We start from the raw sequence: 21607 nt of genomic DNA, 5'->3' as shown, positions 1-21607 counted from the left end.
GCGGCCGCTGACGGCGGACCGGGTCAGCCGGTGGCGCGCTCCGCGGCCGCCAGCCACTCCCGCCACTGCGCGGCCTGCTGGTCGGCCTCCCTCGCGCGCCGCTCGTCGCCCGCGGCGCGGGCCTTGGCGGCCTGGGCCTCGAACTGCTCGACGCGCTCCCGGAACTGCCCGACGCGGGCCTCCCGCTCCGGGTCGGTGCGCGACCAGCGGCGGTCGACCGCGGCGCGCACCCGGTCCTCGACCTCCTTGAGCCGGCCCGCGAACTCCCGCACCCGCTCGCGGGGGACCTTGCCGATCTGGTCCCAGCGCTCCTGCACGGAGCGCAGCGCGGCGCGGGCGGCGTCGACGTCGGAGAGATCGATCGAGCCCGCCTCGGCCAGCAGCGACTCCTTGGCCTTGGCGTTGTCGGCGAACTCCGCGTCCCGGGCGTCGAAGGTTGCCGAGCGGCGCGAGAAGAAGTGGTCCTGCGCCCCGCGGAAGCGGGCCCAGAGGGCGTCGTCGGCGTCCTTGGACGTCCGCCCCGCCGCCTTCCACTCCGTCATGAGCTCCTTGTAGCGGCCCGCCGTCGGACCCCAGTCGTCGGAGTCCTGCAGCGACTCCGCCTCGACGACCAGCTCCTCCTTGCGGGCCTTGGCCGAGGCGCGGGCGCGGTCGAGCTCGGCGAAGTGGGCCCCCCGACGGCGGGTGAACGTCTCGCGGGCCTTGGCGAAGCGCTTCCAGAGCGCGTCGTCGGTCTTGCGGTCGATCCCGCGGATCGTCTTCCACTCCTCGAGCATCGCCGAGAAGCGGTCGCCGGCGTGCTTCCAGCGGGTGGTCTCCTCGGCGAGGGTCTCGGCCTCGCCGATGAGGGCCTCCTTGCGCGCGACCGCCTGCTCCCGCGCGGTCGCCTTCGCCGACTTCTCGGCGCGCCCGGCCTGCTCGGCGGTCGTGATGACGGCGTCGAGGCGCAGGACCAGGCCCGGGAGGTCGCCCACGACGGCGGCGACGTCGAGGCGCTCGCGCAGCACGGTCGCGCTGCGGAGGACCCCGGCGGCGTCGCCGCGGCCCGAGTGCAGGCGGCGGACGAGGAGGTCGGCCTCGGTCCGGAGGTCGTCGAAGCGGCGGGCGTAGTGGGCGAGGCCCTCCGCGGCGTCGCCGGCCTGCCAGGAGCCGACGGCGCGGTCGCCCTCGGGGGCGACGGTCCAGACGGTGCCGTCGGCGTCGACGCGGCCCCAGCGGGCGGGTTCGTCGGACGCGGGCAGGACGGTGGGCAGCTCGGCGACGTCCGCGGCCGGGGTGGCCGGGGTCGGCGACGGTGCCGGGGTCGGCTCGACGGCGGGGTCGGGGGTGCCCGGGTCGGGAGGGGTCGGGTCGGGCGGGGTCGGCACCGCGGCCGGGACCTGGTCGGCCGGGGTGTCCGCAGCCGGGGTCGCCGTCGCCGGCACCTCGGTGGTCGGGGCGTCGGCGGCCGTCTCCGTCGACGACGGCACGTCGGTGGACGGGACGTCGGTGTCCGGAGCTTCGGTGGCCGGGTCCTCGATGGCCGGGTCCTCGGTGGCCTCGACCTCGGTGACCTCGACCTCGGTGACCTCGACCTCGCTGGCCGGGTCCTCGCTGGCCGGATCCCCACTCGTCGGGTCCTCGCCGGCCGAGTCCTCGGGACCCGGTGCCGCGGCGGCCGCCGTCGTCGGCGTCGCGCGGGCGAGGTCCGCCGGGCTCGCGGCGTGCGGCGTCGTCGGGGGGAGGTCCGCCGGGGTGGGCAGTGGGTCGGGCAGTGGGTCGGGCTCCGGGTCCGGCACGTGGTCGGTCGCGGGTGGCGTGGTCGATCCCGCGCCGTTCCCGGGACGCGTGCCGGTCCCGTCCGGCGTGTCCTCGGTCGTCCCGGTCCCCACGTTGTCCATGCTGTCCACGGTGCCTCCGGCGCCCTGCCCGTCCTCGCTCGTCGCCGTACCGGTCCGCGTCTCGACCGCGCCCGGGACCGCGCCGGCCACCCCCGTGGCCTGCTCGTCGGCCATTCGCCGCACACCTCCCGCTCCGATCGTGCGGGCATTCAAACAGCTTCCCTGGCAGCGTCGCACCCCCGACCTGCGACGACCCGCGTTTTCTCCCGCCGTGGCCGGGTCGATCCACTCCCCACGACGCCCCGGGGCCCGGGATAGCGTGGGCCCGTGATCGAGACGGCGGCGCCGCCCCGGCCGATCGCGCTGGTCGGGCCGACGGCGACCGGCAAGTCCGACCTGGCCCTGGAGCTGGCCGCGCGGCTCGACGGGGTCGAGGTGGTCAACGCCGACGCCATGCAGCTCTACCGCGGGATGGACATCGGGACGGCCAAGCTGCCCGTCGACGCCCGGCGCGGCGTGCCGCACCACCTGCTCGACGTCCTCGAGGTCACCGAGACCGCCACCGTCGCCGCCTACCAGCGCGACGCGCGCGCCGCCGTCGACGACGTCCTCGCCCGCGGCGGCACCCCGGTCGCCGTCGGCGGCTCGGGGCTCTACGTCCAGGCCCTCGTCGACGACCTGCGCTTCCCCGGCACCGACCCGGCCGTGCGCACCCGGCTGGAGGCCGAGCTCGCCGACGTCGGCCCGGCCGCGCTGCACGCGCGCCTCGCCCGGGTCGACCCCGACGCGGCCGCGGGCATCCTGCCCAGCAACGGCCGGCGCGTGGTGCGCGCGCTCGAGGTCGTGGAGATCACCGGGGCGCCGTTCGCGGCGAGCCTGCCGCGGCCGGGGGCACCGCGGCGCGGCACGCTGCTCGTCGGGATCGACCGGGACACGGCGGCCCTCGATGCCCGCATCGAGGCGCGGGTGGACGGCATGCTCGCGGCGGGCCTGCTCGACGAGGTCCGCTCCCTCGTCGCCCGCGGGCTGCGCGACGGCGAGACCGCCTCCCGCGCCGTCGGCTACCGCGAGCTGCTCGAGGTCCTCGACGATGCCGGACCGGACCCGGACCCGGAGGCGCTCGCCGAGGCGCGCCGCCGCATCGTCGTCGCCACCCGCCGGCTGGTGCGCCGGCAGCGGTCGTGGTTCCGCCGGGACGCGCGGGTGCGGTGGTTCGACGCGTCGTCGCCCACGCTCGTCGACGACGTCGTCACCCTGGCGCGTGACGTCGCGCCACCTTCGTAGGCTGGGCGCATGGAGTTCGTCCTCGGCCACGGCACGGAGAACGACTTCGTGCTGCTGCCCGACCCCGAGGGCCGCCTCGACCTCGGCCCGGCCGCCGTCCGCGCGCTCTGCCACCGGCGGCGCGGCCTCGGCGCGGACGGCGTCCTGCGGGTGGCCCCCGCCGAGGAGCCCGGCGCCGACTTCGCGATGGACTACCGCAACGCCGACGGGTCGCTCGCCGAGATGTGCGGCAACGGCGTGCGGGTCTTCGCCCGCTACCTCGTCGAGGCCGGCCTGGCCTCCCCGGGCACGTTCGCGGTCTCGACCCGCGCGGGCCTGCGGACGGTCACGCTGGGCGGGGATCCCGACGGCGAGGTCACGGTGGACATGGGCCCGGCCCGGCTGGGGGAGGAATCGGTGGCGATCCTGCCGTCGGCCGTCGGGCCCACCGCCTCGGTGACCTCGTACGCGGGGGTGGCCGTCGACGTCGGGAACCCGCACCTGGCCTGCGTTACCACCACCGACCTCGACGCCCTCGACCTCACGGTCGCCCCGGGCCACGACACCGAGCTCTTCCCCGGCGGGGTCAACGTCGAGTTCCTGACGCCGCTGACCGCCGACGGGGCCACCCGGCTCCGCGTCCACGAGCGTGGCTCGGGCGAGACCCGTTCCTGCGGCACCGGGACCGTGGCCGGGGCGGTCGCGGGGCTCCGCGCCGCGGGCCTCGACGCGGGCACGGTGACGGTGACGACGCCGGGCGGGGTGCTGCGGGTGGAGGTCGGCGCGGGCCTGGGCTCTGGTCCCGGGGCGACGACGACGCTGACCGGGCCGGCGGTGCTCGTCGCGCGCGGCGAGGTGGGGCTCGAGGACGACCCCGAGCGTCCCGGGGAGCTACGGGCCCGCGTCGGTCTCCGGACGACGGCGGCCGTCTGACGCCCCGGATCGTCACGGTGGGTCGCGGGCGGGAAAGGCGTGGTGACGCCGCGTCGCTCGTGGGACAGTGGATGCCACGATGACAGAACCTGCACGCGATCGTTTCGTCCCGGCCGAGCCCAGCGCGCCCGCGCGCCGCGGCCGCCGTCCCGACCCCGCGGGCATCGAGATCGACCCGGCGGCGCTCGACCCGGGCACGCCCGAGGAGACCGATCCGTCCCGCGGCACCCTGGACCTCGAGGAGCGCTCCTCGCTGCGACGGGTCCCGGGCCTCACCGGGGCGTCCACCGAGCTCACCGACGTCACCGAGGTCGAGTACCGGCAGCTGCGCCTCGAGCGCGTCGTGCTCATCGGCGTGTGGACCGAGGGCAGCGCCGCGATGGCCGACGCCTCGATGGTCGAGCTCGCCCGGCTGGCCGAGACGGCGGGCTCGGAGGTCCTCGACGGGCTCGTCCAGCGCCGTTCCCACCCGGACCCGGCCACCTTCGTCGGCTCCGGCAAGGTCGCCGAGCTGCGGCAGACCGTGTCGGCCACCGGCGCGGACACCGTGATCGCCGACGGCGAGCTCTCGCCCGGCCAGCTGCGCCAGCTCGAGGAGAAGCTCAAGGTCAAGGTCGTCGACCGGACCGCCCTGATCCTCGACATCTTCGCCCAGCACGCCCGCTCCCGGGAGGGCAAGGCCCAGGTCGAGCTGGCCCAGCTCCGCTACTTCCTGCCCCGCCTGCGCGGCTGGGGCGAGTCGATGTCCCGCCAGGGCGGCGGCGCCGGCGGTGGCGGCGCGGGCGGCGGCGGGGTCGGCACGCGCGGCCCCGGTGAGACCAAGCTCGAGACCGACCGGCGGCGCATCCACCAGCGGATCGCCAAGCTGCGCCGCGAGCTCGAGGGCATGAAGACGGTGCGCGAGACCCAGCGCGACCGCCGCCGTCGTCGGGAGGTCCCGGCCGTCGCGATCGCCGGGTACACCAACGCCGGCAAGTCCTCGCTGCTCAACGCGATCACCGACGCCGGGGTACTCGTCGAGGACGCCCTGTTCGCGACCCTCGACCCGACCACGCGCCGCTGGGAGACCCCGGACGGGCGCGAGGCGACGCTGACCGACACCGTCGGCTTCGTCCGCCACCTGCCCCACCAGCTCGTCGAGGCCTTCCGCTCGACGCTGGAGGAGGTCGGCGACGCCGACCTCGTCGTCCACGTCGTCGACGGGTCCGACCCCTCGGCCACCGACCAGATCGCCGCGGTGCGCGAGGTGATCGCGGACATCGGCGAGTCGGCGGCCACGCCCCCGGAGCTCCTGGTGGTGAACAAGGTCGACGACGCCGACCCGCTCGCCCTGGCCCAGCTGCGGGCGACGCTGCCCGGTGCGGTGTTCGTCTCCGCGCGCACCGGCGAGGGCATCGAGCTGCTGCGTCGGCGGGTCGCCGAGGCGCTGCCGCGCCCCGAGGTCGAGGTCGACGTGGTGCTGCCCTTCACCGAGGGCGCGCTGGTCGGGCGGGTGCACGCCGAGGGCGAGGTCCTCGCCGAGCGCCACGTCGCCGAGGGCACCGTGCTCCAGGCCCGCGTCGGGCCGGAGCTGGCCGCGGCCGTCGAGCGGGCGTCGGTGGGCGCGGACGTCGCGGTGTCGTGACCGGTGGTCCCGCGGCGCTCCGGTGTCCGGTGACGTCCGCTGGTGGGTGACCGGCGCCGTCCTGGCGTCGGATGCCAGGAACGTGCCGTTGCTGCCACGACGGGGCCGGGCCGCCGTCGGGTGAGCGGCGCCGTCCGGGCCTCGGGTGCGAGGATCGTGCCGTTGCTCGCCGTCGCCGCGGTGCTGGTCGTGCTCGGCGCGACGGTGGCCGCGGCCGCGCCGGCCGCCCCGGTCACCCGGTGCGTGCTCGCGGATCCGCGGCTCGACGAGGTGTCCGGGATGGTGGTGACGCCCGCCGGCCCGGCCGTGGTCGACGACAGCGGCAACGCGACCGTCGTCTACACCCTCGCGCCGGACTGCTCCGTGGCGTCGGCCCGGTCGGTCGGGGTGGCCGGCCGCGACGTCGAGGACCTCGCCCGGGGCGCCGACGGCACGCTGTGGCTGGCCGACATCGGTGACAACGACCGGCAGCGGACGACCGTCGCGCTGATCCGGCTGCCCATGCGGGGCCCGGCCACGGTCCATCGCCTCGTCTACCCCGACGGCCCGCACGACGCCGAGACGCTGCTGCTGCCGGCCGACGGACGGCCGGTGATCGTCACCAAGGACCTCGGCGGGCGCAGCGGGATCTACACCACGGACGCGCCGCCGGCCGGGCCGTCGCCCACACCGCTGCGACACCTGGGCCAGCTGGTCGTGCCGCTCTCGAGCACCGACGGCGGGCCGATCGGGCCGTTCGGGCGCGGGCTGGTCACCGGCGGCGCGCTCTCGGCGGACGCGCGGGTCGTCGCGGTGCGGACCTACACCGACGCCTGGCTCTACCGCGTCCCGGGCAGCGGCGCGGGCACGGCCGACGGCGCGGGCACGGCCGACGGGGCGGGCACGGCCGACGGCGTGGTCGCCGCGCTGCGGAGCACGCCCGTCGACGTGCCGCTGCCGGGGGAGCCGCAGGGCGAGGCGGTGGCCTTCACCACCGACGGGACGCTGCTCTCCGCCGGGGAGTCGACGTCGGGGCGCGCGGGCGGCGGGACGGCCTCGCTGCGCGCGGTGCCGGGTGCGGTCGGGCTCGCACCGGCGCCCGGCGCGGAGCCCTCGTCGGCGGCCCCGGACACGTCGGCCCCGGATACGCCGGCCCCGGACACGTCGGCGTCCGACACGGCCGGGCCCGTGGCGGCCACGGGACCACCGGTGGGCCTGGTGGTCGCCGCGATGCTCGTCGGGGTGGTGGTGGTCGGCCTGCTCCTGCGGGTGTGGACCCGGGCCGTGCGGAGGGGACCCCGCGGCAGGCCCTGACCGGTCCGGGGCGGGTGGGCGCGGTCAGAGCTTCCGGAGCACCGCCACGACCTTGCCGAGCACCGTCGCCTCGTCGCCGGGGATGGGCTCGTAGGCCGCGTTGGCCGGCAGGAGCCACACGTGGCCGTCCCGGCGCTTGTAGGTCTTGACCGTGGCCTCGTTGTCGAGCATCGCCGCGACGATCTCGCCGTTGTCCGCGACCGGCTGCTGCCGGACGACCACCCAGTCCCCGTCGGTGATCGCGGCCTCGACCATCGAGTCACCCACGACCTTGAGCAGGAACAGCGACCCCTCGCCGACCAGCTCCTTCGGCAGCGGGAACACGTCCTCCACGGCCTGCTCGGCGAGGATCGGACCGCCGGCGGCGATCCGGCCGACCACGGGCACGAAGGAGGGCGTGGGCCGGTCGGCGCGCAGCGACTCGGTGTCGGCGGCCGCGCCGAGCTCGGGGTCGAGCTCCTCGGGCAGGCGGACGTCGAGGGCCCGCGGGCGGTTCGGGTTGCGGCGCAGGTAGCCCTTCTTCTCCAGCACCTTCATCTGGTGGGCCACCGACGAGGTGGAGGTGAGGCCGGCCGCGTCCCCGATCTCGCGCACGCTCGGCGGGTAGCCGACGCGCTCGACGTGGTCCCGGATGACCTCGAGGACCTTGCGCTGCCGGGGCGTGAGGCTCGGGGCGCCGGAGGCGGACGGCTCGGGCTCGCGGTCGGGGAACGCGTGGACCTGCGCGGTGACCACCTCGGCGGCCCCGGGGACGGCGTCCGCCGCCGGTCCGGCGGTGACGGTCGCGTCGACGTTCTCGACCCCGGCCGGGTCGGCGTCGTCCCCGCCCCCCGGCGGCGCGCCGGTGCCGCGCCTGCGTCCAGCCATGGTTCCTCCTCCGTCCGGCCCGACCGCGGGTGCCGTGGCCGGCAGCGGTGTCGGGCCCGAGCGCCGCCGGGGCACCGGTGACGCTGTGTGCTCTCGGAGCCCGAAGGTAGCGCCGACGGCCGACAGGATCAAACACGTGTTCGAACGACACGCCGGTCGGTCCGTCGACGTTGTCAGGGGTCGATGCTAGACATCGCACACGCGTTCGATCGAACGCGTGTGCGACGGAAGGGCCAGCGATGACGACCTCGATGACGATGCGGACCCCCACCACGGCGGACCGGCGTCCGGCCCCGGCCGCGGGACCGGACGCCGAGGTCCCGGCCCAGGTCGGCCGGGGTGGCGCGGCGGCGGAGGCGGTCCGGGTGGCCGGGGTGGTGCGCCCGGTCGGGCCGGCGCCCGCGCCGTGGGTCCCGGCGCCGACGCGGCCCGCCGGCCGGCGCGACGCCCGCCGTCCCGCGGGCCGCCCCGCCGCGCTCGTCACACCGCTCGTGCGCCCGGTCGCTTCGCCCGACCGGGTGAATCCGGCGGCGGCGCGCGAGCGCGCCCGGGCCCGCGCCGAGGTGCTGCGCCGGCGACGGACCGTCGCGACCGTCGTGCTGGCCGTGGTCCTGGTCGGTCTGGTCGCCCTCGTGGTGCGCCTGGGCGGGGCCGCGGCGCCCACGGCGCCGACGGGCCCGGTGCCGGCGGGGACCACGGTCGTCATCGTGGCGCCGGGGGAGTCGCTGACCGACGTGGCGCGCCGGGCCGCCCCCGCGGCCGAGACCGACGCCGTCGTCGCGCGGATCCGTACGGACAACCATCTCGACGGGTCGGCGGTCACCCCCGGGCGTCCGCTGGTGGTCCCGGCCGGTTCCTGAACACCCCCGGCCCGCCGCGTCACTCCCACGGGTCCCAGGGGTCCCGGCCGTCCCGGCGCGGGCCGTCCGGCGTGCGGGCGCCCACCGCTCGCCGCCCACCTCCCCGGAGGGGTGATCGGGAGTTGCACGACGCCGCGGGGTGTCGCTAGCGTCCCGCCCCAACATCTTGTGGTTACATGGATGTAGTTAGTCCACAGGTTGTGCATGCAGGTGGAAGTCCCATCCACAGGGAACTCCACCGAGGTCGGTGGTCCGTCCACCGGCAGCACCTCCCGGTCCACGGCCGGAGGTGCTCGGTCCACAGGGATGTCCCCAGGACGACGGCCGTCGGCCGGCGATCCACAGGGACTCCGGGTCTAGCCAGGGGAGGGGAGCCGAGGGTGCGTTGTCCGTTCTGTCGCAACGACGACTCGCGGGTCGTCGACTCGCGCGAGGCCGACGAGGGCCAGGCGATCCGTCGCCGCCGCTCCTGCACGGCGTGCGGGAAGCGGTTCACCACCGTCGAGGAGGCCGTCCTCGCGGTGGTCAAGCGCAGTGGGGTCACCGAGCCGTTCAGCCGCGACAAGGTCGTCCGCGGTGTGGCCCGGGCCTGTCAGGGGCGCCCCGTGGACCAGGACGCGCTCGCGCTCCTGGCCCACAAGGTGGAGGAGACGGTGCGGGCCTCGGGAACGGCCGAGGTCCCGAGTCACGAGGTGGGGATGGCGATCCTGGGTCCGCTGCGCGAGCTGGACGCGGTGGCCTACCTGCGGTTCGCCAGCGTCTACCGCAACTTCTCCTCCGTCGCGGACTTCGAGGCCGAGATCGCCGACCTGCGCGGACGGATGTCCGTGGAGGACGAGCAGGGGGACCGCGCCGGGTCCGGCGGGGCGAGCAGCACGGCAGGGACGGACGAGCGGCCGGACGACGACGGCGCCGAGGGCGCCGCCGCCGGTGACCGGTCGGGGACATCGATGCCGGGTCGTGGGGAAGCGTCCCCGGCACACGCGAGCACGAGGGGATGAGCGGATGACGGAGACCGTCGGGTCCGACACGAGCACGGACGGCGCCGCGGACGGAGCGGCCGGCCGTCCGGCCGCGGGCCGCGGCCTGTCGATCGGGCGTGTCCACACCACGGAGGGGCGCCACCCCTACGACGACGTGGAGTGGGAGCGCCGGGACGTCGTCATGACGAACTGGCGCGACGGCTCGGTGAACTTCGAGCAGCGCGGGGTCGAGTTCCCCTCGTCGTGGTCGGCGAACGCGACCAACATCGTCACCAGCAAGTACTTCCGCGGCGCCGTCGGGACCCCGCAGCGCGAGTCGAGCCTGCGCCAGCTCATCGACCGCGTGGTGCGCAGCTACACCGACGCGGGCCGGCAGCACGGCTACTTCGCGACCCCGGCCGACGCCGGGATCTTCTCCGACGAGCTGACCTGGATGCTGCTGCACCAGTACTTCAGCTTCAACTCGCCGGTGTGGTTCAACGTCGGCACCGCGTCGCCGCAGCAGGTCAGCGCCTGCTTCATCCTCTCCGTGGACGACACCATGGAGTCGATCCTCAACTGGTACCGCGAGGAGGGGCTGATCTTCAAGGGCGGCTCCGGCGCCGGCCTGAACCTCTCCCGCATCCGGTCCTCGAAGGAGCTGCTCTCCTCCGGGGGCACGGCCTCCGGACCGGTCTCCTTCATGCGCGGTGCCGACGCCTCCGCGGGGACGATCAAGTCGGGCGGCGCCACCCGGCGCGCGGCGAAGATGGTCGTCCTCGACGTCGACCACCCCGACGTCGCCGAGTTCATCGAGACCAAGCGCTCCGAGGAGCGCAAGATCCGCGTGCTGCGCGACGCCGGGTTCGACATGGACCTGGGCGGCGCGGACATCGCCTCGGTCCAGTACCAGAACGCCAACAACTCGGTCCGCGTCTCCGACGAGTTCATGCGCGCCGTCCAGTCGGGCGGCGAGTTCGGCCTGCGGGCCCGCATGAGCGGCGAGGTCATCGAGTCCGTCGACGCCAAGGGCCTCTTCCGGAAGATGGCCGAGGCGGCCTGGGAGTGCGCCGACCCCGGCCTGCAGTACGACGACACGATCAACGACTGGCACACCTCGCCGGAGTCGGGGCGCATCAACGCGTCGAACCCGTGCTCGGAGTACCTGCACCTGGACAACTCCAGCTGCAACCTGGCCTCGCTCAACCTCATGAAGTTCCTGGGCGACGACGGTCGGTTCGACGTCGACGGGTTCGTGCGCTCGGTCGAGCTGGTCATCACGGCCATGGACATCTCGATCTGCTTCGCCGACTTCCCGACCGAGGCGATCGGCGACACCACCCGGGCGTTCCGTCAGCTCGGCATCGGCTACGCGAACCTCGGGGCCCTGCTGATGGCCACCGGTCACGCGTACGACTCGGCGGGCGGGCAGGCCCTCGCCGCCGCGATCACCTCGCTGATGACCGGCACCGCGTACCGGCGCTCGGCGGAGCTCGCCGGGGCCGTCGCGCCCTACGACGGCTACGCCCGCAACGCCGACGCCCACCGCCGGGTCATGCGCAAGCACGCCGCCGCGAACGACGCCATCCGCACCCTGCACCGTGAGGACGCGCGCATCCGCGACGCGGCGACCGAGCAGTGGCAGACCGGCCTCGAGGTCGGCGCGCGCAACGGCTGGCGCAACGCGCAGGCCAGCGTGCTCGCCCCCACCGGGACGATCGGCTTCATGATGGACTGCGACACCACCGGGGTGGAGCCGGACTTCTCGCTGGTCAAGTTCAAGAAGCTGGTCGGTGGCGGCTCGATGCAGATCGTCAACCAGACGGTGCCGCGGGCGCTCCACGCGCTCGGCTACCCGGGCGAGCAGATCGAGGCGATCGTCGAGTACGTCGGCGAGCACGGCCACGTCGTCGACGCCCCGGGCCTGCGCCCCGAGCACTACGAGGTGTTCGACTGCGCGATGGGCGAGCGCGCGATCGCCCCGATGGGCCACGTCCGGATGATGGCCGCGGTCCAGCCGTTCATCTCCGGCGCGATCTCGAAGACGGTCAACATGCCCGAGCGGGCCACCGTCTCCGACGTCGAGGAGATCTACTTCGAGTCCTGGAAGATGGGCCTCAAGGCGCTCGCGATCTACCGCGACAACTGCAAGGTCGGCCAGCCCCTCTCCACGGGCAAGACGGGCGGCTCGACCACCGAGTCGACCACCGGCGCCGAGGTGGCCACCACCGACCACCGCCCGGTGCGCAAGCGGCTGCCGAAGAAGCGGCCGAGCGAGACCGTGTCGTTCGCGGTCGCGGGCGCCGAGGGCTACATGACGGCGGGCTCCTACCCCGACGACGGCCTCGGCGAGATCTTCGTCAAGATGTCGAAGCAGGGGTCGACCCTGGCCGGCGTCATGGACGCGTTCTCGATGGCGATCTCCATCGCGCTGCAGTACGGGGTGCCGCTGGAGACCTACGTGTCGAAGTTCGTGAACATGCGGTTCGAGCCCGCGGGCATGACCGACGACCCGGACGTGCGGATGGCGACGAGCATCGTCGACTACCTGTTCCGCCGGATCGCGCTCGACCACCTGCCCTACGAGAAGCGGGCGCAGCTCGGCATCTTCTCCGCCGACGAGCGCTCGGCCCAGGTCGAGGCCGACTACGGGTCGGCGCCGGCCCCGGCGCCCGCCGCCGAGGGGCCGGTCGACATCGAGGAGCTGCGCGCCACGGTCGACGCGCCGGCTGAGACGAGCACCGAGCCCCCCGGCAGCCGGAAGGCCGACGTCTCGGTGGGCAGCTCGACCGAGCTCCTCGAGCTGCAGCTGGGCAAGGCGGCCGACGCGCCGCTGTGCCTGACCTGCGGGACGAAGATGCGCCCGGCCGGGTCCTGCTACGTCTGCGAGGGCTGCGGCTCCACCAGCGGCTGCAGCTGACGGAGAGGACGCTCCCCGGGTCGCCCGGGCCCCGTGCGGGGTCCGGGCGGCCGGCCGTCAGTCGGTGAAGCGGCCGCGCGCCGCCGGCGGAATGAGGGGCCGCTCGGCCCGGACGCGCAGCTCCTGGACCGCCCAGGTGTTGCCGTCCGGGTCCGCGAACCCGAAGAACGTTCCGCCGTCGTCGGGGCTGAACGTCTGCAGCTCGCTGACCTCCACGCCGCGCCCGGCGAGCTCGGCGCGGGCCCGGGTGGCGTCGGCGACGCAGAGCTGCAGGCCGCGCATCGAGCCGGGGGCCATCTCCCGCTGCGCGGGCAGCGTGCCGATCACGATCGAGCAGCCGGAGCCCACCGGGGTCAGCTGTGCGACATCCATGTGCTCGTTCGTCGTGCGGTGGTCGAGCTCGAAGCCGACCTGGTCGCGGTAGAACGCGACGGCACGGTCGAGGTCGGCGACGGGGAGGATGACGACTTCCAGGGTCCAGTCCATCTCGGGGCTCCGGTGCGGTCGGGGGTTCGGACACCGACACGTCGAACGGCGGCACCGCGTTTCGACACGCGTGCGGACATCGTCGGGCGGACAGCGCCGTAGGCTCGCCCGTCGTGGCGAAGGCGGGCACGAAGGGGGTCTCCCGCGCCGAGCGCGAGGAGCAGATCCTCGGCGTCGCGATGGCGGAGTTCGGGGCGCGCGGCCACGCCCACGTCTCGGTCGCCGACGTCGCCCGCCGGGCCGACATCTCCAAGCCGCTGATCTACAGCTACTTCGGCTCGCGGGACGGTCTCGCCTCGGCGTGCGTGCGCCGCGCGGGCGAGCTGCTGGTCGCCGGCGTGGCGGCGGCGCCCACCGACCCGCAGGCCGGACGGCGGGCGCTGGACACCCTCGCCGCGATCTTCGCGGTGCTCGACGACTGCCGCCCCGCCTGGTCGGTGCTCTACGACCCCACCATCCCGCGCGGCGGCGAGGTCCACGCGCTGGCCCGCGGATACCGCGGCGAGCTCGCCGCGATGGGCGCCGCGGGCACGGCCGACGTGCTGCGCCGGGCCGGCAACACCGACCCGCTCGACCACGACCTGCTCGCCCGCGTGTGGCAGCAGTCGGTCAGCGCCGTCGTGACCTGGTGGGCCGAGCACCCCGAGCTGGGGGCCGACGCGATGGTCGCGCGGTGCGCCCGGGTCCTCGTCGCGATGGGCAACCCGATCTGAGCGGGGGCTCGACCACCGATATGACCGCGCGGTAACTTACCGGTCGGTCACGGGAAGGGAGCGCCATGTCGACCGCGGTCTGGGACCAGATCAACACCCCGCTGCTCTACGCCCTGCCGTTCTTCGTGCTGTTCATCGCGGTCGAGGTCGTCGCCGTCCGGCACGCCGCCCGCGAGGACCTCCGCGGCTATGACGCCCGCGACGCGCGCACCAGCATCGGGATGGGCGCCGGCTCCCTGCTCTTCTCGGGGCTGCTCAAGGCGGTGTCGCTCGTCGTCTTCGTCGTCCTGTGGACCTACGTCGCGCCGTGGCACCTCCCCGCGGACACCTGGTGGAGCTGGGCGCTGCTCCTCGTGGCGGTCGACCTGGCCTGGTACGTGACCCACCGGTTCTCCCACCGGGTGCGGTTCGCGTGGGCGGGGCACCAGGCCCACCACTCCAGCGAGTACTTCAACCTCAGCACGGCCGTGCGCCAGAAGTGGAACCCCTGGGTGGAGGGCGTCTTCTGGGCTCCGCTGCCCCTGCTCGGCTTCACGCCGTGGACGATCTACATCGCGTTCTCGGTGAACCTCGTCTACCAGTTCTTCATCCACACCGAGACCGTCGACCGGCTGCCGCGCGTGGTCGAGCTCGTCATGAACACCCCGTCGCACCACCGGGTGCACCACGGCAGCGATCCCGAGTACCTGGACAGCAACTACGGCGGCATCCTGATCGTCTGGGACCGCCTCTTCGGCACGTTCGTCGAGGAGCGGCAGCGGCCGCGCTACGGGCTGACGAAGCCGGTGGACACCTACAACGTCTTCCGCCTCCAGTACGGCGAGTACGCGGCGATGATCGCCGACGTCCGGGCCGCCCGGGGGCTGCGCGCGAAGCTCGGCCACGTCGTCGGTCCGCCCGGCTGGCGGCCGGCCGGGAACCCGCCGGTGTCGCAGGCCTGACCCCGGGGCGGGTACCGGACGACGTGGGTCGGGGTGGGGAGGGTGCACCACCCTCCCCACCCCATCCCGCGTCCGGCCTCAGCCGGCCGGAGGGGCCTCGACGACGACGACGTGGTTGGCGTCCGGGTCGCGCAGCATGAACATCAGCGGGGCGCCGGGGGTCTGCATCGGCTCGGCGTCGAGGTCGATGCCCCCGATCGCCGAGAGCCGGCGGTGCTCGCCGAGCACGTCGGCGGTCTCGACGCCGATCGAGCCGCCGCCGGGCTGGTCGAACATCGGCGGGTTGAGGGCGAGCCGCGCGACCGAGCCGGGCGGCGCCACCTCCACCCAGCGGTTCTCGCCGTTCTCACCGAAGCGCATGTCCCCGCGCAGCTCCCAGCCGAGGCGGTCGCGGTAGAAGGCGATGGCGGCGTCGACGTCGGACACCGTGAACATGACGACGGCGAGGCTGGTGACGGTGGTCGGCGCGTCGGTGGGGGTGCTCATCGCGTGGCTCCGGGGTCTGGGGGACCGGGTGCTGGACAGCGCCGTACGGTAGTGGGACCCGGTGATCCGCATCAAGGACCGTTGGTCCTGCGGACGTGTGCGTGCGTTCCCGTGCCGGAGCACGGGAACGCACGCACGAGGCCGGAGGCCTCAGGCGTCCCGGCGGCGCATCCGCCACGCGGTGACCGCGAGCCCGAGCACGACGTAGACCAGCGCGCGCACCGTCGAGGACCCCAGCCCGTCGAGGGGCATCGGGTCGCGCAGCACGTCGGTCCCGGCCGAGAAGCCCGTCGTCAGCAGCACCGGCTGCAACCAGTCGAGGGAGGGGATCGCGGAGAGCACCCCGAACACGATGAGCCCGCCGAGCACACAGGCGAGCACCACCAGCGGGTGCTCGGTGAGCGTCGAGATCGCGAGCGCCACCGCGCCCACGGCCAGCAGCTGCCCTACCGTCCACACCGCGACCAGCCCGATCCGGCCGAGCGCCTCGCCGACGCCGAGCGTGGTGCCCGACAGCGTCACCAGCGTGCCCTGGGCGCCGCCGACGACGACGGTGCCCGCCACCATCCCGACCACCGCGACGACGAGCACCGCGAGCACGGCCACCGTCACCACCCCGGCCGACTTCATGACGACGAGCCGCAGCCGCCCGACCGGGGCGAGCAGCAGGCCTCGCAACGTGCCGGTGGCGGCCTCGCCCGCGATCGCGTCGGCGCCGGCGCTCGCGACGGCGAGCGGCAGCAGCAGCGCCAGCGAGAGCCCGAGCGCGACGACCGGCAGCACGAACCCGTTGCCCGCCACCTGCGCGACGAGCCCCGGCCCGCGGCCGGCGGACGGCCCGCCGGTGGTGGCGATCCCGATCGCGATCGCCAGCGGCACCAGGCCGAGCAGCCCGAGCACCACGAGCGTCCGCGGCCGGCGCAGCACCCACCGCAGCTCGGCCCCCAGCAGCCGTCCCAGGGGGGCGGTGGTCCGGGTGGCGGCGGCCGTCGAGGTGGTCACTCGTCCTCCTCGGTCAGCCGGGCGAAGAGCTCCTCGAGGTGCGCCCGCCGCCGGCGGACCTCCCACACCCCGACCCCCGCGGCGACCAGCGCCGCGACCACCTCGGGCGGCTCCAGCGGGCCGGCGGGGACGACCACTCCGCCGTCGCGCAGGTACGGGCCGGCACCCGCCGCCCGCAGCGCGCCCAGGGCCGCGTCGGGATCGTCGGTCGTGAGCACGAGCTCGCCCGACCCGCCGTCGAGCAGGGCGGTGAGCTCCCCGGAGACCAGCAGCGAGCCGCGCTGCAGCACCGCGACGTGCGTGCACACCGCCTCCACCTCGGCGAGCAGGTGGGAGGAGAGCAGCACCGTCGTGCCGGCGTCGTGCAGCTCGGCGATGACCCCCCGGACGTCGCGGGTGCCCGCCGGGTCGAGGCCGTTGGTGGGCTCGTCGAGCACCACGAGCCGCCGCGGGACCAGCAGCGCGGCGGCGAGGCCGAGGCGCTGCTTCATCCCCAGCGAGTAGCCGCGGTAACGGCGCCGGGCGGCGTCACCACCCCCCGTCGCTCCGCTCGCCCCACCTGCGAGCCCGACCCGCTCCAGGGCCGCGTCGACCGGCGCCCGGAGGTCGCCGTCGAGCCGCGGCTCGGTCGCCGCCGCCCGGAGCAGGTTGTCGCGCCCGGAGAGGAACGGGTGGAAGCCGGGGCCCTCGACGAGCGCGCCGACGTCGGGCAGTGCGGCCGGCAGATCGGCGCCGGTGCGGCCGAGGAGCTCGACGTGACCAGCGGTCGGCCGGGTGAGCCCCAGCAGCATCCGGATCAGGGTGGTCTTGCCGGAGCCGTTGGGTCCGAGCATCCCGACCACGGCCCCCGACGGCAGGTCCAGGTCCACGCCGTCGACGGCCACCACCCGGCCGAACGTCTTGCGGAGCCCCCGCGCGCGGGCCGCGGGGGCGGGCCCGTCGGGCTCGGAGGACGGCACGAGGTCGAGCGTCCCAGGCGCCGTCGTCGTCGGGGTCACTGCCCGAGGGCCTCGGAGAGGACCTGCTCGGGCACGGCGCCGGCGGCGATGCGGCCGTCGTTCGTCACGATCGCGGTCGCGACGGCGGTCGTGATCAGCCTGCCCTGGCCCCACGGACCGCTGACCGGCGTGCCGAGCCGGGAGAGGTCCGGTGCGTCGCCCTCGTCGCGGTTCTGGTTGGGCGGGGTCGCGGGCTTCTGCGCGATCACGACGCGGTCCCACCCGTCACCGACCGTCTTCGGCGCCTGTGCGCCCACGGGCGGTCCGGGGCGCTGCCCGGGGGCGGGCGCGTCCTTCACCGTCGTGCCCGGGGGCGGGGTGAAGGTGAACAGCGACGGGTCCTGGGGGCCGAACGTGAGGTCGGAGAAGCCGATCGTCAGCGCCGGCTGCGGCTGCCCGGTCGCGAGCACCGTGAGCTGCAGCGGGATGCGCTTCTCGGCGTCCACGGCGACGCGGACCTCCCGCAGCAGGGTGCGCTCGGTCGGCAGCGGCGTGAGGACGAGCTGGTAGGCCGACCGGCCCGCGACGTCGGCGGTGCCGTCGACGGAGACGGTGCTGGTCCGGCGCAGGTCGGCGATCAGCTGCGTGGCCGCGCCCGCGGGATCGGTCTGCGGGTCGGTCCCGCCGGGGTGGCCGGGCTGTCCGGCGCCGTCCCGGTGCGCGGGGGCCTTCGTCGCGGTGCGGTCGGTCGAGTCGTACGTCCACCGCGTGGTGCCGTCGGAGACGAGCGTGCGCTCGCCGTCAGAGGAGGGCAGCGCGACGCGGCCCTTGCCGTCGCCGCCCGACCACACCCGCGCGGTCTGGGTGCCGTTGCCGAGCTGCGGGGCGTTCGGCAGCGCCGGCAGCCCGAGCTCGTTGTCGACGGTGACGGTGCCGTTCAGCGGTCCCGGCTGCGCGGTGATGACCGAGGCGACGAGGGCTTCGGGGCTCACCGGCGGCAGCGGCGGCGCGGCGGCGGCGCTCGGCGCGACGGCCACCCCGACGGCGACCGCTCCGGCCGCGACGATCCCCGCGAGGCCCAGCCCCCAGCGCTTTCCCTTGCCCATGGCCGCCATCCTCAGGGTTCTTCCCTGAGACGCCCACAGCCTCGTCGCGGCTACGGTCGCTCCCATGCCGCGCGTGCTGGTCGTCGACGACGAGCCGGGCGTGCGTGCGGCCCTCTCCCGCGGCCTGGGCGCCGAGGGGATGGACGTCGTGGCGGTCGCCGACGGTCCGGCCGGGCTGGCGCAGGCCGAGACGGGGGCGTTCGACGTCGTCGTGCTCGACGTCGTGCTGCCCGGGCTCTCCGGCTACCGGGTCCTCGAGCGGCTGCGGGCGGGCGGGGTCGAGACCCCGGTGCTCATGCTCTCGGCCAAGGACGGCGAGGTCGACCAGGCCGACGGGCTCGACCTCGGGGCCGACGGCTACCTGGTCAAGCCGTTCTCCTTCGTGGTGCTCGTGGCCCAGCTCCGCGCGCTGCTGCGCCGCCGCGGCCCGGCGCCGGCGCGGGTGGTCCTCGGGCCGCTGGCCGTCGACCCGGGGGCGGGGACGGCGAGCTGGGAGGGCCGCGAGGTCGAGCTCTCGGGCCGGGAGGCCGCCCTGCTGCACGCGCTCGCGAGCCGGCCGGGGCGGGCGATGACCAAGGACGAGCTGCTCGCCGTCGTGTGGGGCGACGGCGCGGCCGCGCGCAACGTCGTCGAGGTCTACGTCGGCTACCTGCGCCGCAAGCTGGCCGCGGTCGGGGCCGGCGAGCTCGTCACGACGGTGCGCGGGCGCGGCTACCGGCTCGACCCGCCGTCGGCGTGCTGAATCGGATCCTGTCGTGAGCCGCTCCTCCCTCCGGCGCGAGGGGAACCCTCGGGCGACAAGAGCGGCCGAATCCTCCCCTCGCGACGAGGACGCGGCGGCACCCCTCCCGCGCGAGGGGAAGGATCAGTCGACTAGAGCGACCGAGGGGTCCCCTCGCGCGGGTGGGGGCGGGCTCCGCGGCTGGTGGGCCCGCCGCGGGCTGCGGACCCGGATCACGCTCGTCGTCGCGGTCGTGGCCGTCGTCGTGCTGGCCGGGCTCGCCCGCCTCGGGGCCGGCCTGCTGCTCTCGGCGGTGATCACGGCGGGGGACGGCGAGCTGCGGGAGCGGGCGACGACGGCGGGTGTCGCGGTGACGGCCGGGGTGCCCCTGCCGCCGGGGGTCCGGGTGACCGACGTGGCCGGCACCCCGACCGACGGCCGCGGCCCGCTCCCGCTCGACCCCGTCGAGATCCGCACCCTGGCGGCCGGCGAGCCGGTGACCGCCGGCGGCGCACCCCGCGAGTCCGCCGTGCCCCTCACCCGCTGGGTGGCCGTCCCGGTGACGCTGCCCGACGGGTCCCGCCGCCTCGTGCTCGCCTCCCGCGACCTCCTGGGCGCGGTGGTCCTGCTCGGCGGAGCCGCGCGCTGGTTCCTGCCCGGGGTGCTCGTCGCCGCGGCGGCGCTCACCCTGGCGGCCTGGGCGGCGAGCCGGGCGGCGCTGCGACCCGTCGACCGGCTGCGCGCCGCCGCGCGCCACCTCGGCACCGGTCAGCGGCTCCCGGTGCCACCGGCCGCCGACGAGCTGGCCGCGCTCGCCGTCGAGATCAACGGCCTGCTCGCCCGCCGCGACGACGCCGTCGAGCGGCTCCGGCGCTTCTCCGACGACGCGGCCCACGAGCTGCGCTCGCCGATCGCGTCGGTGCGGGCGCAGGCCGAGGTCGCGGTCGCGCACCCGTCGCCGGGTTCCTCGGGGGAGGAGCGGGAGGCGTGGCGGTCGGTCGCCCGGGACGCGGAGCGGCTCTCCGGCGTCGTCGGCGACCTGCTCGCGCTCGCCCGGGCCGAGGGCGGCACCCGCGGCGACCCGACGCCGGTCGACCTCGCCGAGGCGCTGGGGGAGGCCCTGGCGCGAACCCCCGACGACGGTGGCGTCGCCGTCACCGTCTGGGTCCCCGTCGCGGTCCGGGCCGCGGCGACCGCCGCCGAGGTCGGGCTGGTGCTCGACAACCTGCTCGCCAACGCCCGCCGCCACGCGCGCAGCGTCGTGCACGTCTCGGCGGTGCCGGCCGGGCGGTGGGTGCGGGTGCTCGTCGACGACGACGGGCCCGGCATCCCGCCCGCCGACCGCGAGCGGGTCTTCGACCGCTTCACCCGGCTCGACGCCACCGGCGGCGCGACCAGGGCCGGGCTGGGTCTCGCGCTGGTCGCCCGCCTCGTCGAGGGCCGCGGCGGCACGGTGCGCGCGGCGGAGTCCCCCGACGGCGGGGCCCGGCTCGCCGTGCGCTGGCCCGCCGCCGACTGAGCACTACGCTCCGCAGCGATCAGGTCGATCGCGGGAGGTCAACGGCATGGCAGTGGGCACCGACCGGCAGGGCTACTACACCCACGCCGAGCACGGCGAGCACGAGTACCTCGACCTCGGGTCGTTCGTCCTCGCCTCGGGCTACACGCTGCCGGACGCGAGGCTCGCCTACCGCACCCACGGCACGCTGAACGGCCGCAAGGACAACCTCGTCCTCTTCCCGCACATGTACTCGGGGACGCCGTCGTCGCTCGACCTCTACATCGGCCCGGGCAAGCCGCTCGACACCGAGAAGTACTTCGTGGTGTGCCCCGGCCAGCTCGGCGGCGGGCTGTCGTCGTCGCCGTCGAACACCCCCGCGCCGTTCGACCGGGGGCAGTTCCCGCCGGTCGCGATCGCCGACGACGTCGCCGCCCAGTACCGCCTCGTCACCGACCACTTCGGGGCCGAGGAGACCCACGCCGTGCTGGGGTGGTCGATGGGGGCCCAGCAGACCTACGAGTGGGCGGCGCGCCACCCCGACATGGTCCCGCGCGCCGCCGCGTTCGCCGGCACCGCGAAGACCCCCGCGCACAACCAGGTCTTCATCGACCTGCACCTCGAGCTGCTGCGCTCCGACCCGGCCTTCGCCGACGGCTTCTACACCGACGCGGCCGACGTCCGCCTCGGCCTGACCCGCCACGCGCTCGCGTTCTCGCTGGAGGGCTTCACGCACGAGTGGTACCGCGGCGAGCACTGGCGCGGGCTCGGCTACGCGAGCGCGGACGACTTCCGGCAGCACTTCGTGCGCGGCTACTTCGCGCGGATGGACCCGAACAACCTGATCACCCAGGCGCGCAAGTGGTGGGCCGGCGACATCTCCCCACACGGCGGCGGCTCGCTGCCCGCGGCGCTGGGCCGGATCACCGGCCACTTCTTCGTCGTGCCCTTCGGCGGCGACAACTTCTTCCCCGTCGAGGACTGCGAGATCGAGGCCGGCCACCTCCCCCACGGGGAGCTGCGGGTGATCGACACCCCGGCGGGCCACTTCGCGATGTTCGGCCTGCGCGAGCAGGACGTCGCGCGCATCGGCGAGGTGATGACCGAGGTGCTCTCCAGCCCCGGGTACTGAGCGCGGGGGCCCCGTGCCCGCACGGTGCGTGTCCACCGCAGA

General features: G+C 75.5%; 18 protein-coding genes and 1 pseudogene. 12 read left to right on the top strand and 7 right to left on the bottom strand.

Going from position 1 to position 21607, the window contains the following annotated elements:
• Positions 1-23: 23 nt before the first annotated feature.
• Positions 24-1367, bottom strand: coding sequence for a DUF349 domain-containing protein (locus tag HH311_RS08790; protein ID WP_396027432.1), 1344 nt, complete (start codon positions 1365-1367; stop codon positions 24-26).
• A 780-nt stretch (positions 1368-2147) separates the two neighbouring features.
• Here HH311_RS08790 and miaA point away from each other — a divergent pair.
• From miaA to HH311_RS08770, 4 genes are all read left to right on the top strand, one after another.
• Positions 2148-3104 carry a tRNA (adenosine(37)-N6)-dimethylallyltransferase MiaA gene (gene miaA, locus HH311_RS08785; RefSeq protein WP_312030023.1) on the top strand — a complete coding sequence of 319 codons (957 nt, stop codon included), beginning with the start codon at positions 2148-2150 and terminating at the stop codon, positions 3102-3104.
• Between the two features lie 9 nt (positions 3105-3113).
• The gene (gene dapF / locus HH311_RS08780) at positions 3114-4016 is read left to right on the top strand and encodes a diaminopimelate epimerase (protein WP_169183249.1); all 903 of its coding nucleotides are present in this window, start codon (positions 3114-3116) and stop codon (positions 4014-4016) included.
• A gap of 79 nt (positions 4017-4095) precedes the next feature.
• Complete coding sequence (gene hflX, locus HH311_RS08775) at positions 4096-5640, top strand: GTPase HflX (RefSeq protein ID WP_169183248.1); 1545 nt, start codon at positions 4096-4098, stop codon at positions 5638-5640.
• A gap of 156 nt (positions 5641-5796) precedes the next feature.
• Entirely contained in the window at positions 5797-6933 is a 1137-nt protein-coding gene (locus HH311_RS08770; RefSeq protein WP_169183247.1) for a hypothetical protein, read from the top strand.
• Between the two features lie 24 nt (positions 6934-6957).
• Here the strand turns inward: HH311_RS08770 and lexA are convergent, their stop codons facing one another.
• Positions 6958-7800, bottom strand: coding sequence for a transcriptional repressor LexA (gene lexA / locus HH311_RS08765; RefSeq protein WP_211189879.1), 843 nt, complete (start codon positions 7798-7800; stop codon positions 6958-6960).
• Between the two features lie 239 nt (positions 7801-8039).
• Here lexA and HH311_RS08760 point away from each other — a divergent pair, with 239 nt between their 5' ends.
• The 3 genes and pseudogenes from HH311_RS08760 (at position 8040) to HH311_RS08750 (ending at position 12542) form a co-directional block, all read left to right on the top strand.
• The gene (locus HH311_RS08760) at positions 8040-8660 is read left to right on the top strand and encodes a hypothetical protein (RefSeq protein WP_169183246.1); all 621 of its coding nucleotides are present in this window, start codon (positions 8040-8042) and stop codon (positions 8658-8660) included.
• Between the two features lie 380 nt (positions 8661-9040).
• A pseudogene (gene nrdR, locus HH311_RS08755) lies at positions 9041-9508 on the top strand (transcriptional regulator NrdR); the annotation flags it as partial.
• Positions 9509-9665: 157 nt separating this feature from the next.
• Positions 9666-12542: a vitamin B12-dependent ribonucleotide reductase gene (locus HH311_RS08750; protein ID WP_169183244.1), complete on the top strand. Its 2877-nt coding sequence runs from the start codon at positions 9666-9668 to the stop codon at positions 12540-12542.
• Positions 12543-12599: 57 nt separating this feature from the next.
• Here the strand turns inward: HH311_RS08750 and HH311_RS08745 are convergent, their stop codons facing one another.
• A complete protein-coding gene (locus tag HH311_RS08745; RefSeq protein ID WP_169183243.1) occupies positions 12600-13028 on the bottom strand; it encodes a VOC family protein in 429 nt (142 codons plus the stop codon).
• Positions 13029-13141: 113 nt separating this feature from the next.
• On the opposite strand from HH311_RS08745, the gene HH311_RS08740 reads away from it, so the two are divergent.
• A complete protein-coding gene (locus HH311_RS08740; RefSeq protein WP_312030022.1) occupies positions 13142-13741 on the top strand; it encodes a TetR/AcrR family transcriptional regulator in 600 nt (199 codons plus the stop codon).
• 65 nt (positions 13742-13806) lie between these two features.
• The gene (locus tag HH311_RS08735) at positions 13807-14682 is read left to right on the top strand and encodes a sterol desaturase family protein (RefSeq protein ID WP_169183242.1); all 876 of its coding nucleotides are present in this window, start codon (positions 13807-13809) and stop codon (positions 14680-14682) included.
• Positions 14683-14760: 78 nt separating this feature from the next.
• On the opposite strand, the gene HH311_RS08730 is transcribed toward HH311_RS08735, so the two are convergent.
• The 4 genes from HH311_RS08730 to HH311_RS08715 all read right to left on the bottom strand — a co-directional run bounded on the left by HH311_RS08730 (position 14761) and on the right by HH311_RS08715 (position 18214).
• A complete protein-coding gene (locus HH311_RS08730; protein WP_169183241.1) occupies positions 14761-15168 on the bottom strand; it encodes a VOC family protein in 408 nt (135 codons plus the stop codon).
• Positions 15169-15318: 150 nt separating this feature from the next.
• Complete coding sequence (locus tag HH311_RS08725; protein ID WP_169183240.1) at positions 15319-16170, bottom strand: ABC transporter permease subunit; 852 nt, start codon at positions 16168-16170, stop codon at positions 15319-15321.
• Positions 16167-17129 (bottom strand): ABC transporter ATP-binding protein, encoded by a 963-nt coding sequence (locus HH311_RS08720; RefSeq protein ID WP_169183239.1) that lies wholly within the window; start codon positions 17127-17129, stop codon positions 16167-16169. Before HH311_RS08720 ends, HH311_RS08725 begins: the two co-directional genes overlap by 4 nt.
• Positions 17130-17164: 35 nt before the next feature.
• Complete coding sequence (locus HH311_RS08715; RefSeq protein ID WP_169183238.1) at positions 17165-18214, bottom strand: outer membrane lipoprotein carrier protein LolA; 1050 nt, start codon at positions 18212-18214, stop codon at positions 17165-17167.
• Positions 18215-18278: 64 nt separating this feature from the next.
• Between HH311_RS08715 and HH311_RS08710 the strand changes: the two genes are divergently transcribed.
• The 3 genes from HH311_RS08710 (at position 18279) to HH311_RS08700 (ending at position 21565) form a co-directional block, all read left to right on the top strand.
• Positions 18279-18956 (top strand): response regulator transcription factor, encoded by a 678-nt coding sequence (locus tag HH311_RS08710; RefSeq protein ID WP_211189877.1) that lies wholly within the window; start codon positions 18279-18281, stop codon positions 18954-18956.
• Positions 18957-19188: 232 nt separating this feature from the next.
• Positions 19189-20454 carry a HAMP domain-containing sensor histidine kinase gene (locus tag HH311_RS08705; protein ID WP_312030021.1) on the top strand — a complete coding sequence of 422 codons (1266 nt, stop codon included), beginning with the start codon at positions 19189-19191 and terminating at the stop codon, positions 20452-20454.
• A 46-nt stretch (positions 20455-20500) separates the two neighbouring features.
• Positions 20501-21565: an alpha/beta fold hydrolase gene (locus HH311_RS08700; protein ID WP_169183237.1), complete on the top strand. Its 1065-nt coding sequence runs from the start codon at positions 20501-20503 to the stop codon at positions 21563-21565.
• Positions 21566-21607: the final 42 nt, after the last annotated feature.

The organism is Actinomycetospora sp. TBRC 11914 (genome assembly GCF_012933465.1).
In the GTDB taxonomy this organism is placed as follows: Bacteria; Actinomycetota; Actinomycetes; order Mycobacteriales; family Pseudonocardiaceae; genus Actinomycetospora.
This window is presented reverse-complemented; position numbering and strand designations above follow the sequence as displayed.